At 52.7% G+C, this 15409-nt stretch carries 9 protein-coding genes and 3 pseudogenes; 9 read left to right on the plus strand and 3 right to left on the minus strand.

The genetic code is table 11. The annotated features are described in order from the left end of the window. Positions 1-59: 59 nt before the first annotated feature. The 9 genes and pseudogenes from RSJ68_07030 (at position 60) to RSJ68_07070 (ending at position 12763) form a co-directional block, all read left to right on the plus strand. Entirely contained in the window at positions 60-419 is a 360-nt protein-coding gene (locus RSJ68_07030; protein ID WNU96223.1) for a DUF2069 domain-containing protein, read from the plus strand. Then, a complete protein-coding gene (locus RSJ68_07035; protein WNU98367.1) occupies positions 419-2260 on the plus strand; it encodes a Wzy polymerase domain-containing protein in 1842 nt (613 codons plus the stop codon). The genes RSJ68_07030 and RSJ68_07035 overlap by 1 nt, the downstream gene beginning before the upstream one ends. Before the next feature lie 170 nt (positions 2261-2430). After that, a pseudogene (locus RSJ68_07040) lies at positions 2431-2541 on the plus strand (IS5/IS1182 family transposase). A gap of 163 nt (positions 2542-2704) precedes the next feature. Next, a complete protein-coding gene (recC, locus tag RSJ68_07045; protein ID WNU96224.1) occupies positions 2705-5923 on the plus strand; it encodes an exodeoxyribonuclease V subunit gamma in 3219 nt (1072 codons plus the stop codon). A 272-nt stretch (positions 5924-6195) separates the two neighbouring features. Next, positions 6196-7200: pseudogene (locus tag RSJ68_07050) on the plus strand (IS5 family transposase). 264 nt (positions 7201-7464) lie between these two features. Continuing rightward, positions 7465-8724, plus strand: coding sequence for a 4-aminobutyrate--2-oxoglutarate transaminase (gene gabT / locus RSJ68_07055; GenBank protein ID WNU96225.1), 1260 nt, complete (start codon positions 7465-7467; stop codon positions 8722-8724). Between the two features lie 76 nt (positions 8725-8800). After that, positions 8801-10237, plus strand: a complete 1437-nt coding sequence (locus RSJ68_07060) for an NAD-dependent succinate-semialdehyde dehydrogenase (GenBank protein WNU96226.1) — start codon at positions 8801-8803, stop codon at positions 10235-10237. Positions 10238-10463: 226 nt separating this feature from the next. Beyond that, positions 10464-11666, plus strand: coding sequence for an aromatic amino acid transport family protein (locus RSJ68_07065; GenBank protein ID WNU96227.1), 1203 nt, complete (start codon positions 10464-10466; stop codon positions 11664-11666). 90 nt (positions 11667-11756) lie between these two features. After that, a pseudogene (locus RSJ68_07070) lies at positions 11757-12763 on the plus strand (IS5 family transposase). Positions 12764-12996: 233 nt separating this feature from the next. Here the strand turns inward: RSJ68_07070 and RSJ68_07075 are convergent. The 3 genes from RSJ68_07075 to RSJ68_07085 all read right to left on the minus strand — a co-directional run bounded on the left by RSJ68_07075 (position 12997) and on the right by RSJ68_07085 (position 15184). Further along, positions 12997-13236 carry a DUF333 domain-containing protein gene (locus tag RSJ68_07075; protein ID WNU96228.1) on the minus strand — a complete coding sequence of 80 codons (240 nt, stop codon included), beginning with the start codon at positions 13234-13236 and terminating at the stop codon, positions 12997-12999. A gap of 98 nt (positions 13237-13334) precedes the next feature. After that, positions 13335-14102: a M48 family metallopeptidase gene (locus tag RSJ68_07080; protein WNU98368.1), complete on the minus strand. Its 768-nt coding sequence runs from the start codon at positions 14100-14102 to the stop codon at positions 13335-13337. Between the two features lie 140 nt (positions 14103-14242). Continuing rightward, positions 14243-15184, minus strand: coding sequence for a serine hydrolase (locus tag RSJ68_07085; protein ID WNU96229.1), 942 nt, complete (start codon positions 15182-15184; stop codon positions 14243-14245). Positions 15185-15409: the final 225 nt, after the last annotated feature.

Here is a 15409-nt window from a genome sequence, read left to right on the forward strand (position 1 = left end):
ATCCTGTTTCGGTATAATTCGCGTTCCAATATCCGGCTAAAAGCCGTTCAGACCTGCCCGTGAATACATCATCGAAACCTTCCCTGCCCTATCTTGCCTCGTGCGCCAGCCTGATTTTTCTGATCCTCCTTTCCCTGTCTTGGGAATTGTGGATTGCGCCTTTGCGCGACGGCGGTTCATGGCTTGCCCTCAAAGCCCTGCCTTTATGCCTGCCGCTGGGCGGCATACTCAAGGGCCGTATTTATACTTATCAATACAGCTCTATGCTGATTCTGATTTATTTTGCCGAGGCGGTCATGCGCCTGTTTGACGCTTCGCCTGCCGAACGTCTGTGCGCCGCATTGTCTCTTATCTCCTGCATAATTTTCTTTGTCGCCTGCCTCGCATTTATCAAACAACACAAAAAAGAGGGAAAATGATGTTTGCCCGTACCGCATATCATCTTAAAAATGAATGGAATGTCCGCCTGCTGCCTTTATGGGTTTGTTTTATCTGGGTTTGCGCCGTCCCTTTCCTGTCGATTTACCGCGTAGGCCCACTGCCGAGCTTCTACCTTGAAGCCGGGTCCCTCTTGGGTGCGACAATTTTAGTTTTGGCTTCGGCATATAAAGGCCTGCTCAATATCCGCCTGCCTTATGTATCTGTCGGACTGTTGCTGATGGCGGCATATTGGGCGATACAGCCACGGGCAATGGGTTTGCTGTATCCGGGGATGAGCGACTTGGCGGCATGGACTTTCGTCATCCTCGCCCTATCTGCCTGGGCATGTCGCGGCTGGATTTCCGCTTACGGACAAGACCGAGTTGTTACCGTATTCGCATGGTCGTTGTTTTTTGGTGCAGCTGCGCAGGCTGTCGTGGCGTTTATGCAGTTCAAAGGATGGTCGGACATTTCCCTGTTCCACGGCATATTGGCTTACGGCGGCGGAACGGTAAACGGCCAGCTCGGGCAGCGCAACCATCTGGGCCATTATCTGATGTGGGGCGTACTTGCCGCATCCTATTTGTGGGCAACGCGGAAAATGCCCGACTGGCTGGGATTTATTTGCGTATTTCTGCTGACTGCCGTCTTGGGTTTGGTCAACTCGCGCACTATCCTGGGCTACATCATCGCTATCGTATTGATTCTGCCTTTTTGGTACTGGCGGGCAGGCCGCGAATCGGCACGCTTAATCAAAATCTTCTTTTTCGCAGCGGTATTGGCTGCGGTTTTCCAGTTCGGCATGGGGACGCTACTTGAGTTACTGGGCAACAGCCGTTACGAGACCGCGGTAGAACGCGCCGGCCATAGCGATTTTGAAGGTTCTGCGCGCCAAATCGAATGGCGGAATGCCTGGACCGCCTTTACCCGCTCCCCAATCCTCGGACACGGCTGGAACAGCTTCGGCAGCCTGAGTTTTCTGTTAAATGCCGAAAAACAGTACTTTGCCAATAACATCCTAGGCGTTTTGTTCACCCACTGCCACAACCTTATCCTGCAAATCCTTGCCGAAATGGGGCTGACAGGCGCATTATTGAGCGCGGGAACCATGCTGGCGGGCGTTTGGCGTTTGATTGCCCGTCCGTCTAATCCTGCCAACCTGTTCCTACTGACCGCCGCAAGCGTAACCATGTGCCACAGCATGCTCGAATACCCGCTTTGGTACATCTACTTCCTGACCCCGTTCGCCCTCATGCTTTCGCTCTCAAGCGCGCGTTATGAAGATGTATCCGACGGAATCAAACAAGCCCGCCGCCGCAATTTGACAGGCGGTATCGCCGCATTGGCCATTATCGGCGGCACGCTGCACTTAGGCTGGAACTACACCGACCTGACCGCTTACAGCCGTCAACCCAAAACCGACGGCCCGTCTCAAGTCAACGCCAAAATTTCCGGACTGCGCCGCATTTCCGAAACCAGTCCCATGCTGGCCTATTATGCCGACCTGAGCCTGACCCGCCGTGCCGATCCGGCCGATGAAAAAGTCCAACCTTGGGCGCAAAAAGCGGCATTCGACGCACTCACCTACCGCCCTTACAGCAATGCCTACCAGGTCGGCCTCTACCTCTACCGTCAAGGTAAAACCAAAGAAGGCGCGCAATGGATGCAAGATATGTATTATTACTATCCTTACACGATGCCGTTTTACACCGGCAAAATCCGCAGCAGAAAGGAATTCGAACCGCTTCTGCCCCAAATTTTGGAAGACTGCCGCAATTTCCTGAAATCGCCAAAACATAAAACCGCCAAACCTTGCGCGGCGGAGATACCGGCATCGTAAACAACCAAGGTCGTCTGAAATATTTTCAGACGACCTTTTGCTATCGATCCCAATAAACAGCCGGCCTACCATTTCCCACTGGCAAGAGAAACCATATTCGGACATAGCGATTTAAATATGTTTTAAGGTCGTCTGAAACATTTTCAGACGACCTTAAACCCATCTCTCTCCGTTATAGTGGATTAAATTTAAATCAGGACAAGGCGACGAAGCCGCAGACAGTACAGATAGTACGGCAAGGCGAGGCAACGCCGTACTGGTTTAAAGTTAATCCACTATACTATTCCATCCCTAAAACGAATGCGGTAAAACAACCGTCATCAGCCGATAAGCCCATATCCTGTCGATCCAAATAAAAATACCTGTGCCGATATTCACGCGCAGGTATTTTCCATTTCAATCCACTATATAATCCCGTTTATTATCCACCGCCCTACCCCCGCCATGTTCTACCTCAACCAGTCCAACCGTCTCGAATCGCTAGCCGCCCTGTTTGCCGGAATCCAAAGGGTCAGACCGCTTGAGTCTGCTTTGGCGGCGGAACAGATTGTGGTGCAGAGTCAGGGGATGCGGCGTTATTTGAGTGTTTATCTGGCGCGCGAACTGGGGGTGGCGGCGAATTTGCAATTCAGCCTGCCGGCGGGTTTGACGTGGCAGTTGATGCAGAAGCTGATTCCCGATATTCCCGCGCTCAGTCCGTTTTCGCCGGAGGTGATGCGCTGGCGGCTTTTGGATTTGTTCCGCAGCGAGCGTTTTCAGACGACCTCTGAATTTGAAAAAGTCCGCTCTGTCTTGCAAAGCTATTTGGGCAGCGGCGAGTCGGCGGATTATCAGTTGGCGGGGCAGTTGGCGGATATTTTCGACCAGTATCTGGTGTACCGGCCGCAGTGGATTGATGCCTGGCAAGAAGGCAAACTTCTGGGGCTGGGTGAGGACGAGGTCTGGCAGGCGCAGCTTTGGCGCTATTTGGACGACGGCAACCAATCCGCGCCGCACCGTGTGGCGCTGTGGGAAAAGCTGCTATCGTCTTTGGATAAGGCGCACCTGCCCGAACGGTTTTTCGTGTTCGGCATTTCGACGATGGCGCCGATGTATTTGCAGCTTTTGCAGAAAATTTCGGAACATTGCGATGTGTTCGTGTTCGCGCTCAATCCGAGCGGGCAGTATTGGGGCAATGTGATTGAGGCGGCGCAGCTTTTGAAGGGCGGCGACGATGCGGATTTGTCGCAGACGGGGCATCCGCTCTTGGCGTCGCTGGGCAAGCAGGGGCGTGATTTTTTTGATTTTCTGACGGAAATCGGCTTGGAGGAGCAGCCTGTGTTTGAAGAGGTTTCAGACGACACGCTGCTGCACTGCCTGCAAAACGACATTCAAAACCTGCGTATGCCGTCTGAACACAGCCGCACGGATTTGCTGGGCGACGGCTCCGTCCGTATTGTGTCGGCACACAGCCCCCTGCGCGAATTGCAGATTTTGAAAGACAAGCTATTGCGGATTTTGCACGAACATCCCGACTGGCAGCCGCACGATATTGCCGTTTTGACGCCGAACATCGAGCCGTACAGCCCGTTTATCGAAGCGGTATTCGGGCAGGCGCAGGGCGGGGCGCAGGCTTTGCCGTATTCGGTTTCGGACGTGAAACTCAGCCGCCGCCAGCCGCTGCTTTACGTGTTCGAGCAGGCACTGGATTTGCTGGAAAGCCGGTTTGAAGTCGATAAAGTGCTGCCGCTGTTGGAAAGCGGTTTGGTGCTGCGCCGTTTCGGGCTGACGGCGGACGATTTGCCGCTGCTGCACGACACCATTGCCGAATTGAACGTGCATTGGGGTTTGGACGGAACGATGCGCGGCGCGGCGGACAATCTGTTCACTTGGCAGCAGGCGTTGGAACGCATCGTGTTAGGCTGGATGCTGCCCGACGACGGCAGCCCGCTCTGGCAAAACGTCAGCGCGTGGCACGGCGATGTCAACCGCCTCGATGTATTCGGCCGCTTTGCCGCCTTCATCCGCACGCTGTCCCACCTCGCCGCCGAGTGGCGCAAACCCGCAGCGGCGGAGGAATGGACGGAACGCTGCCGCGATTTGGTGCAGTCATTGTTCCTGCCCGACGCCGACGACCAATACGCCTTGCAGCAGTTCGAGCAGGCGTTGGCAAAATGGCAGGAAGAAACCGCATTGGCAGGCTTTAGCGGCACTTTGCCGCAACATACGGTCATCCGCCACATCCGCCGCTTCTTAGGCAGCGAAAGCCAAGCCGGATTTTTGCGCGGCGGCATCACCTTTTGCAGCATGGTGCCGATGAGGAGTCTGCCGTTCAAAGTCATCTGCCTCTTGGGGCTGAACGACGGCGATTTCCCGCGCAACACCAAAGCCGCCGTGTTCGACCTGATTGCCAAACACCCGCAAAAAGGTGACCGCGCCCGCCGCGACGACGACCGCTACCTTTTCCTCGAAGCCATCATCAGCGCGCGCGACATCCTTTATCTTTCCTACGTCGGCCGCAGCATCCGCAACGACGACGAACTCGCCCCGTCCGCCCTCGTCAGCGAACTCATCGACACCATCGCCGCCATGACCGGACGGCGCAGCAAAGAGCTGGCGGAACACTGGGTCGAGCAACATCCCCTGCAACCGTTCTCACACCGCTATTTCATCGCAGACAAAATTTCAGACGGCCTCTTCAGCACGCGGCAGGACTACGCCGAAGCCCTCAACCGCCCGCGCGAACAGGCGCGTCCGTTTTTCAGTGAAGCCCTCGAAGAAAACAGCCCCGCACCGACCGTCTGGCAGGACGACTTCATCCGCTTCTGGAAAAATCCCGTCAAAGCATGGCTGCAACAAACCTTGGGCTGGCGCGAACCCTACCGCGACGAAGCATGGGAATCCGCCGAACCCTTCGAGCCGCAACGCGCCGACAAAATCGCCGCCGCCTACCTCGACGCCCGCCGCCACAACCAAGACTTTCAAGAAACCGCCGTCCGCCTCGACGCCGAAAGCCTGTTACCCGCCGGTGAATTGGGTAAATTGTGGCAACAGAATTTCCAAGCCGCCGCCAAACGCATAGACGGCGCATTGCTGCAAAGCCCCAAACTGCCGCCCTTCGCCTATGAAATCCAGTTCGACGGGCAAACCCTGCAAGGCAGCCTCGGCAACCTGTACCAATGCGGCCAAGTGTTCTACCTCGACCGCAAACCCAATGCCCCGCAACGCATCGCCCTTCTGCTCGAACATTTAATCTTTTGCGCGGTAGGGTCGGCGGTAGGGTCGTCTGAAACCGAAACCTGCCAAACCCATATCGTTCAGCCTGAAGAAACAACGCTTTATCCCGAAATCCCTAGCAGCCAAGCGCAACAAATGTTGCAAAAATGGCTGACGTTCTTCAACCTCGGACAAACGCGCCCGCTGCCTTTCTTCGCCAAAACCAGCCTCGCCGCCGCCGAAGCCTACGGCAAAAAACAGAGCTGGGAAGATGCCCTGAACAAAGCCAGGGAAAGCTATCACGGCAACAAAGTCAGCAAAGGGCAAAAAGACTATACCGAAGTTGCCTTAGTGTTCGGCAACGAAGACACCGAACCGGTAGAAGGAGCGTTGTTCCAAAGATTGGTGGAAGAGCTGCTGATACCGCTGCTGGACGCGGTAAAGGAAGAATCGTCGGATGCGGCATAGAGGCCGAAAATCGGAAGAGGTCGTCTGAAAACGTGAATTCATCGTTTCAGACGACCTCTTCCTTGGTAAACCTGTTTTTAAAACCCCTCACTTCCGCCATCATTCACCAAACCGGAATCCATTGGAAATTCGAAAGGGCAGATGTCTCAAAAACAGTTGCCGAGAAAATCCACCTACTTAGTTTCCTGCCCATCGGGAATGATTGCAGGAGACCTTTGCAAAATTCTCCCCAAATCCCCTAAATTACCACCAAGACATTTAGGGGATTTTCCATGAGCACCTTCTTCCGGCAAACCGCACAAGCCATGATTACCAGACACATCGACCGCTTCCCACTATTGAAGTTGGATCAGGTGATTGATTGGCAACCGATCGAACAATACCTGAACCGTCAAAGAACCCGTTACCTTAGAGACCACCGCGGCCGTCCCGCCTATCCCCAGTTGTCCATGTTCAAAGCCGTCCTGCCCGGAATGGCACAGCCTCTCCGATCCCGAACTCGAACACAGCCTCATTACCCGCATCGATTTCAACCTGTTTTGCCGTTTTGACGAACTGAGCATCCCCGATTACAGCACCTTATGCCGCTACCGCAACCGGCGGCGCAAGACGACACCCTGTCCGAATTGCTCAAACTGATTAACTGCCAACTGACCGAAAAAGGTTTAAAAGTAGAGAAAGCATCCGCCGCCGTCATTGACGCCACCATTATTCAGACCGCCGGCAGCAAACAACGTCAGGCCATAGAAGTCGATGAATAAGGACAAGTCAATGGACAAACCACACCGAGTAAAGACAGCGATGCCCGCCGGACAAAGAAAAACGGCCTCTACAAACTCGGTTACAAACAACATACCCGTACCGATGAGGAAGGCTATATCGAGAAACTGAACATCACCCCCGCCAATGTCCATGAGAGCAACCATCTTTCCCCTTTGTTGGAAGGCCTAACCGAAGGTACGACCGTCTATGCTGACAAAGGCTACGACAGTGCGGAAAACCGGCAACATCTGAAAGAGCATCAGTTGTTAGACGGCATTATGCGCAAAGCCTGCCGCAACCGTCCGCTGACGGAAGCGCAAACCAAACGTAACCGATATTTGTCGAAGACCCGTTATGTGGTCGAACAAAGCTTCGGTACGCTGCACCGTAAATTCTGCTACGCCCGGGCAGCCTATTTTGGTCTGCTCAAAGTGAGTGCGCAAAGCCATCTGAAGGCGATGTGTTTGAACCTGTTGAAAGCGGCTAACAGGCTAAGTGTGCCTGTTGCCGCCTAAAAGGCGGCCCGGATGCCTAATTATGGGGCGTCCGGGGAGAAAAACGGGGATATTTGGCATGAAAACAGCCGAAAAACCTGTGTTTGGGTTTTAGCTGTTGGGGGTGAAGGGGAAGAGGGGAATTTTGCAAAGGTCTCATATATTCATTGACAAATTTCGACGGCAAAATTTATGATTAAAACGTGCCATATATTAAATTAATGTTCAATATATGGAACAAATAAAGAATTTAAATATGATTTTATCAGGAAAAAGGAGGCGGTTATGAATACTTGGATTGAGCGGATGAGTGATGTTTTGCCGACCGGCGCGGCTGTAGGCTGCGACTGGTTCGCCCAAAGCGCGCGCAATGCAGTGATTAAATCAACCGACGGACGGGAAATTATCGACTTCGTAGGCGGTATCGGCGTACTGAATGTCGGCCACTGTCATCCGAAAGTGACGGCGGCAGTCGCGGCGCAACTTGAGAAATTTACGCATACAGCCTTTCAGGTTGTGCCTTACCAGAATTATGTCGAACTGGGCGAAAGATTGGGCAAACTGGTACCCATTGAAGGCAAAGTGAAATGCCAGTTTTTTTGCAGCGGCGCGGAAGCGGTTGAAAATGCGGTGAAAATCGCCCGTGCCCACACTAGGCGCAACGGTGTGATCGCATTCGGCGGCGCGTTTCACGGCCGCACGCTGATGACGCTTGCCCTGACCGGAAAAGTGTCCCCCTATCAGGCAGATTTCGGCGCCATGCCTTCGGGCGTGTTCCACGCGCTTTTCCCTTCCGAAACGCAGCATATCAGCGTGGAGGATGCGGTTAAAAGTATCAAAAGGATTTTCAAAAGCGATATTGCGCCGCACGACGTGGCCGCCATTATTTTGGAACCAGTGCAGGGAGAAGGCGGCTTCAATGTCTGCCCGCCCGAATTTATGCGCGCCGTGCGTGAGATTTGCGACGAACACGGCATTGTGATGATTGCCGACGAAGTACAGTCCGGTTACGGCCGCACAGGCAAACTTTTTGCGATGGAACATTACGACGTCAAACCCGATTTGATTACGATGGCAAAAAGTCTGGCGGGCGGTATGGTATTGAGCGGCGTGGTGGGCAAGGCCGACATCATGAATGCGGCAAGGCCGGGGGGCTTGGGCGGAACATACGCCGGCAACCCTTTGGGCATTGCCGCGGCATTGGTGGTGCTGGACATCATCGAAGAGGAAAAGCTGCTGGAACGTTCCCAATATCTGGGCGACAAGCTCAAACAGTTCCTACGCGATTTAAACGCACCCGAAATTACCCAAATCCGCGGCTTAGGTTCGATGGTGGCTGTTGAATTCGGCGACGATGACAGTCCGAACAGCGAGTTTGCCGCCAAAGTGAAAGCTATTGCGATGGAAAACAACCTGCTGCTACTCACCTGCGGCGCGCACGCCAACACCATACGTTTCCTTTACCCGCTGACGATTGAGGAGGAACTCTTCGACCAGGCTTTGACGATTCTGAAAAACTCCTTTGAGAAAGCACGCAAAAGCTAAAAACGCTGAAACAAGGTTTCAGACGGCCTAAAGGCCGTCTGAAAAACACCCACCACATTATTTTGCAGGACTTCCCATGAAAACCTTTTCCCAACTGCTCAACCACCCCGATATTTCCTTTTCCCCGATTTCAGACTGCCTCAAAGTCGGCAATCCGGCAACGGGCGAGACCTTGGCGTTTGTCCGCACGACTCGTTCAGACGGCCTCAAATTGCTGATTCAAAAGGCGGAGGCGGCACAAAAATTATGGGCGGCAAAAACTGCGTTGGAGCGCGCCGATGTGTTGTGGCGTTGGTATTTTTTGATTAAAGAAAACAAAGAAGAACTGGCGCGTATCATGACGATGGAGCAGGGAAAAAGTCTGACTGAGGCGCGTGGCGAGATTGATTATGCGGCTTCGTTTGTGCGCTGGTTTGCCGAAGAGGCGCGGCGGATTGACGGCGATGTGTTGACGAGTGTGAAAGCGTCGCAAAAACTGGTTGTGTTGAAACAGCCTATCGGTGTTACTGCGGCGATTACACCGTGGAACTTCCCATCTGCGATGATTGCACGTAAGGCTGCACCTGCTTTGGCGGTGGGCTGTGCGATGATTGTCAAGCCCGCGTCGCTCACGCCTTTGAGTGCGTATGCGTTGGCTGTACTGGCCTACGAAGCGGGTGTGCCTCAGGATTTGTTGCCTGTTGTCAGCGGTAGTGCTTCGGAAATCAGCAATGAATTTGCCACGAATCCGACCGTGCGCAAAATCAGCTTTACCGGCTCAACTGAAATAGGTGCGAAAATTTTTGCCGACAGTGCGGCGGACATTAAAAAACTCAGTTTGGAACTGGGCGGCAATGCGCCGTTTATCGTGTTTGACGATGCCGATTTGGACAAAGCCGTCGAAGGCGCGCTCGCCAGCAAGTTTCGCAACAGCGGCCAGACCTGCGTCTGCACCAACCGCGTGTACGCTCAATCGGGCATTTACGACGAATTTTGCCGCAAATTAAGTGAAAAAGTGGCCGCGCTCAAATTGGGCAACGGCTTGGATGAAGGCGTGAACCAAGGGCCGCTGATTGAGGAAAAAGCGGTGGAAAAAGTCGAGCAGCACATCGCCGACGCGCTCTCCAAAGGCGCGGTCTGCCTGACCGGCGGCAAACGCAGCGCGCTGGGCGGAACGTTTTTCGAACCGACTGTCTTAAGCGGCGTAACGGCGCAAATGGCGGTGGCGCGCGAAGAAACCTTCGGGCCGTTGTGTCCCGTGTTCCGCTTTGAAAGCGAAGCCGAAGTCATCGCGGCCGCCAACGATACGGAATACGGTTTGGCGGCCTACCTCTTCACTTCCGACACCGCCCGTCAGTGGCGAGTTGGCGAAGCCTTGGAATACGGCATGGTCGGCATCAATACGGGCTTAATCAGTAATGAAGTGGCACCGTTTGGCGGCGTAAAACGCAGCGGTTTGGGACGTGAAGGCAGCAAATACGGTGCGGACGAATATTTGGAATTGAAATATTTGTGTATTGATGTGGCCGGATAGCCTGCCGTCGGTTTTTAGACGGCCTCACATCGGTCAGGCCGTCTAAAACCGCAACTTCTGTTAACTTCCCCTCATTTCTAATCTCCTGTATGCCGTTTCAAACGACACACAGGGATGATTGTTCCCTGAAAAACGGGAGATTCCAAAAAACATAGAAAGCAGATAAACAAATTCTGACAAATCTGCGGGTTTACAAGAAGAAACTTAATTTCAATAGGAGGCTGAAATGTCTGATGTATTGAGAGTGGAGAAAATTACCTTTTGGGAAGGCGTGGCCATGATTATCGGCACCAATATCGGTGCGGGGATTTTGGGCGTGTCGTATGCCGCGCGGCAGGCGGGCTATATGCCTTTGCTATTTTGGCTGGTAGTAGTAGGCGTGATTACAACCGTTACGATGCTTTATGTGGCCGAAGCCACGTTGCGCACACGGCAGCACGAGCAGTTGAGCGGTTTGGCGCAGCGCTATGTCGGCAGGTTCGGTTCGTGGCTGATGTTCACATCGGTAACGGTCAATGCACTGGGCGCACTGATAGCGTATATGAGCGGCAGCGGCGATTTGATGCATTCCTTGTTCGGCATCGACAAACGCATCGGCAGCATCCTGTTTTTCATCCCCGCCGCGCTGATTCTGGCTCTGGGCCTGAAAGCCTTGGGCAGGAGCGAGAAATGGATTACGTCGCTGATGGTGCTCATGCTGCTGGTACTGGTCGGCGCGACGCTGTTTTTCCCGACCACTGATTTCAGACGGCTTTTAGACGGCAGTTGGCTGTATATGGTGCCCGTGTTCAACTTGGTGGTGTTTATTTACTGCGCGCAATACATCGTGCCGGAACTAGCGCGCGGCCTGTCGCATACGCCCAAACAGCTTCCCAAAGCCATCGTTACCGGCATGTTTTGCACCTTTGCCCTGATTGCGCTCGTGCCGTTGTCTGTGATTTCGCTCAACGGTTTGGACAACGTCAGCCAGGTGGCGACGGTAAACTGGGGCAATGCCTTGGGAAGTTGGGCGTTTTTCATGGCAAACGGCTTCGCATTGTTCGCCATGCTGACTTCCTATTGGGGCATCGGCGGCAGTTTCTTAACCAATATTGCCGACCGCTTCAGTCTGAAAGTCGATGACAACCTGAAAGTCCGTTCGCTGACCGTGGCCGTGGTCGCCCTACCACCGCTGGTACTGGCTTACAGCGGCATGGTTGGCTTCGTTGACGCGCTTTATTTTGCGGGCGTGTTCAGCGGCGTGGTATTGAGCATCATACCGTATCTGATTATCAAAGGCGCACGCGGCAAGGGCAACCGCACACCAGAATGGACGTGCGCCCCTTGGATGACCCATCCCGCTATTTACACGCTGATTTTCCTACTCTACAGCGCAAGCGCGGTTTATGCGGTATTGGCGAAACTGGATTTGCTGCCTCCGGGCTGGTAAACGGTTTTATAATAAAAAGGCCGTCTGAGACCTTTGCAAAATTCTCCCCAAATCCCCTAAATTACCATCAAGACATTTAGGGGATTTCCCATGAGCACCTTCTTCCGGCAAACCGCACAAGCCATGATCGCCAAACACATCGACCGCTTCCCATTATTGAAGTTGGATCAGGTGATTGATTGGCAGCCGATCGAACAATACCTGAACCGTCAAAGAACCCGTTACCTCCGAGACCACCGCGGCCGTCCCGCCTATCCCCTGTTGTCCATGTTCAAAGCCGTCCTGCTCGGACAATGGCACAGCCTCTCCGATCCCGAACTCGAACACAGCCTCATCACCCGCATCGATTTCAACCTGTTTTGCCGTTTTGACGAACTGAGCATCCCCGATTACAGCACCTTATGCCGCTACCGCAACCGGCGGCGCAAGACGACACCCTGTCCGAATTGCTCAAACTGATTAACTGCCAACTGACCGAAAAAGGTTTAAAAGTAGAGAAAGCATCCGCCGCCGTCATTGACGCAACCATTATTCAGACCGCCGGCAGCAAACAACGTCAGGCCATAGAAGTCGATGAATAAGGACAAGTCAATGGACAAACCACACCGAGTAAAGACAGCGATGCCCGCCGGACAAAGAAAAACGGCCTCTACAAACTCGGTTACAAACAACATACCCGTACCGATGAGGAAGGCTATATCGAGAAACTGCACATCACTCCCGCCAATACCCATGAGTGCAACCATCTGTCCCCTTTGTTGGAAGGCATTGCCGAAGGTACGACCGTTTATGCTGACAAAGGCTACGACAGCAAGGAAAACCGGCAACATCTGGAAGACCATCAGTTGTTAGACGGCATTATGCGCAAAGCCTGCCGCAACCGTCCGCTGACGGAGGCACAAACCAAACGTAACCGATATTTGTCGAAGACCCGTTATGTGGTCGAACAAAGCTTCGGTACGCTGCACCGTAAATTCCGCTACGCCCGGGCAGCCTATTTTGGTCTGTGTAAAGTGAGTGCGCAAAGCCATCTGAAGGCGATGTGTTTAAACCTGTTGAAAGCGGCCAACAGGCTAAGTGTGCCTGTTGCCGCCTAAAAGGCGGCCCGGATGCCTGATTATCGGGTATCCGGGGAGGATTAAGGGGGTATTTGGGTAAAATCAGGAGTAATTAGGAGCGGAAATACACGAAAACCTGTGTTTGGGTTTCGGCTGTTGGGGGAAAGGCTTTTTTGCAAAGGTCTCTGCAGGAGTGGATCCTATATTTTTAATCCACATATAAAAAAGTCGTCTGAAAATATGTTTCAGACGACTTTTTTAACTCTTTCTGCTTATTTATTATGTTGACGGAAATACGCCCACTCCTCCACAACAATACCGTCAGGCAGATGGCACATTCCATACTCTCCGCCATCCTTGTCTTTTTTGATTTCCAACTTACCGCCCTGCTTTACGCAAAATTCTGAAGCCGGATTGGGCATATCGGCCATCGGTACACTTTCTTTCTCAAGAGTATTGCAAGCTGCCAAAGTAGTTGCAGCCGCGAGGCTTAAAATAATCGGCTTAATCATATGTTTTCCTTTTACTATCCCAATATCTCTATTGATTGGATACTCGGTTTTCGGACGACCTCTAAAACAGTTTTGAAAATATCCATCAACGCAAAATATCAGCGTTTGTTTTGGTGATAAACGGGCATAACTTCCGGCAACATCCTTCGTATTGCTTCGATACGGGTATTGTTGGCGGGATGGGTTGACAAGATGGCTACCTGACTGCCGCCTTGCGCCTTATTCATTTTTTCCCATACGCTGATTGCCGCCTGCGGATTGTAACCTGCTTGAGCCATCAGGCGGACGCCTCCCGCATCTGCCTCACTTTCCTGATGACGCGAAAAAGGTTTGGTTGCCAATAAATCTGTTCCGACGCCGACCAAATTTCCGTCCAAACCGACGGCACCTGCCAAAATAGAACCGCCCAAGCCGGTCAATACCTGACCTCCGATGGCTTTTTTGCTGTGTTCGAGCAGAGCGTGGGTCATTTCATGCCCGATGACTGCGGCGATTTCATCATCCGTCAGTTGCAAACGTTCGACCATGCCGGTATATACCGCCATTTTTCCGCCCGGCATCGCCCAAGCATTCAACTCGTTGCTGCGGATAACGTTCATCTGCCAATTAAATGGTATGCCGGTACGGTTGGCGCGGTTGGCATACGGAACCAGTCTGGAAAACACCCGATGGACACGCTGCGCCGTCGGCGAGCCGACATCCAGCACATTTTGGCTGCGTGCTTTTTGTACAACCTGCGTATAGTTTCGCTCGGCCCCCTCGTTCAAAGCAGCCGTATCATATCCCACCATATCGGCGACGGAAGTACAACCCGCCAATGCCGCAACCCAGAGCCATAATCCGTACTTTTTACTGATTTTATTCATTTTATTGATTTTATTCATTTCAAAAATTCCTTGATGCCTGACAAAAGATTGAAATCAAAACCGTACAAAACGCCTTCCGTTTTCACCCACTGACCGTAAAATAAAATGCCGCCTGATTTTCAGACGGCATAACAAATATTTCAAGAGCGGCGCTGCAACATCCAAGATTCGATCTTACGCGCGTCGTTGACTCGGGTTGTCGAAGTCGGCGAGTTCAGCAATACGATGGTAATCGGTTGGTTTTGGACGTTTGCCTTAACCACCATCGAGCGTCCTGCTTCGCGGATATAACCGGTTTTCTGAAGTTCGATGTTCCAGCTGCCTTCGCGGACGAGGGCGTTGGAGTTTTTATAGTTTTGTCGACCGTTTGCCGTCCAAACCGAGCCGTAGTTGGAGGTCGTGTTTTTGCGGATAAGCGGATATTTGCTCGCTGCGGCGACCATGCGGTTCAAATCGTTGGCGGTCGATACGTTTTGGAAATTCAGACCGGTAGGTTCGTAGAAACGGCTGCTGTGCATGCCCAGGCTTTGCGCTTTGGCATTCATGGCGGCAACAAACGCCGACATACCGCCCGGATAGGTGCGGCCCAACGCGTGTGTTGCGCGGTTTTCGCTGCTCATCAGGCTCAGGTGCAGCAATTCGCCGCGCGTCAGTGTTGTGCCGACTGCAAGGCGGCTGCCTGTACCCTTCAAGCGGTCGATTTCATCGGCAGTAATGGTAATGGGCTCGTTCATATCCAACCGTGCGTCCAAAACGACCATTGCGCTCATCAGTTTGGAAATGGACGCAATCGGCATCACGCGATCTGCGTTTTTCTGATACAGGATTTCACCTGTTTTGTTGTTGAAAATCAAAGCAGCCTGCGATGTCAAAAGCGGCCCCGCCATCATCGCCTGAGCCTCGATTTTTTGTGCGTGGCTTAATGCGAAAGCTTCCATCGGGTCATTTTGGGTTGGAAAATTTTGTTCCAAAAATTGACCCAAAACGTCCATATCGTCTGCAGCGGCAGGGGCGGCGGCGACAGTCAACGCCATACCCAAACAGGCTGCACTCAGGGTTTTATAAAATTTCATAACCGACATACTTCAACCAGTAGAATTTAAGACAATTGAATTATTAAAGGGGATATTTTGCTTAAAATACAACAAAATGTAAAGTTTAATATGGCTTTTTTGCGTTTGTTTGCATCTTTTTCCCAAATTGGAAACAATCTTAAGGATGGGAAATTGTGGCGTGTCGCCATGCGTCGGAGGGTCGTCTGAAAACCTTACGCCCAACAGCTTGCCATACGGTATTTGATAAACCTT

It is taken from the genome of Neisseria sp. DTU_2020_1000833_1_SI_GRL_NUU_006 (assembly GCA_032388755.1).
Classification (GTDB): domain Bacteria; phylum Pseudomonadota; class Gammaproteobacteria; order Burkholderiales; family Neisseriaceae; genus Neisseria; species Neisseria sicca_C.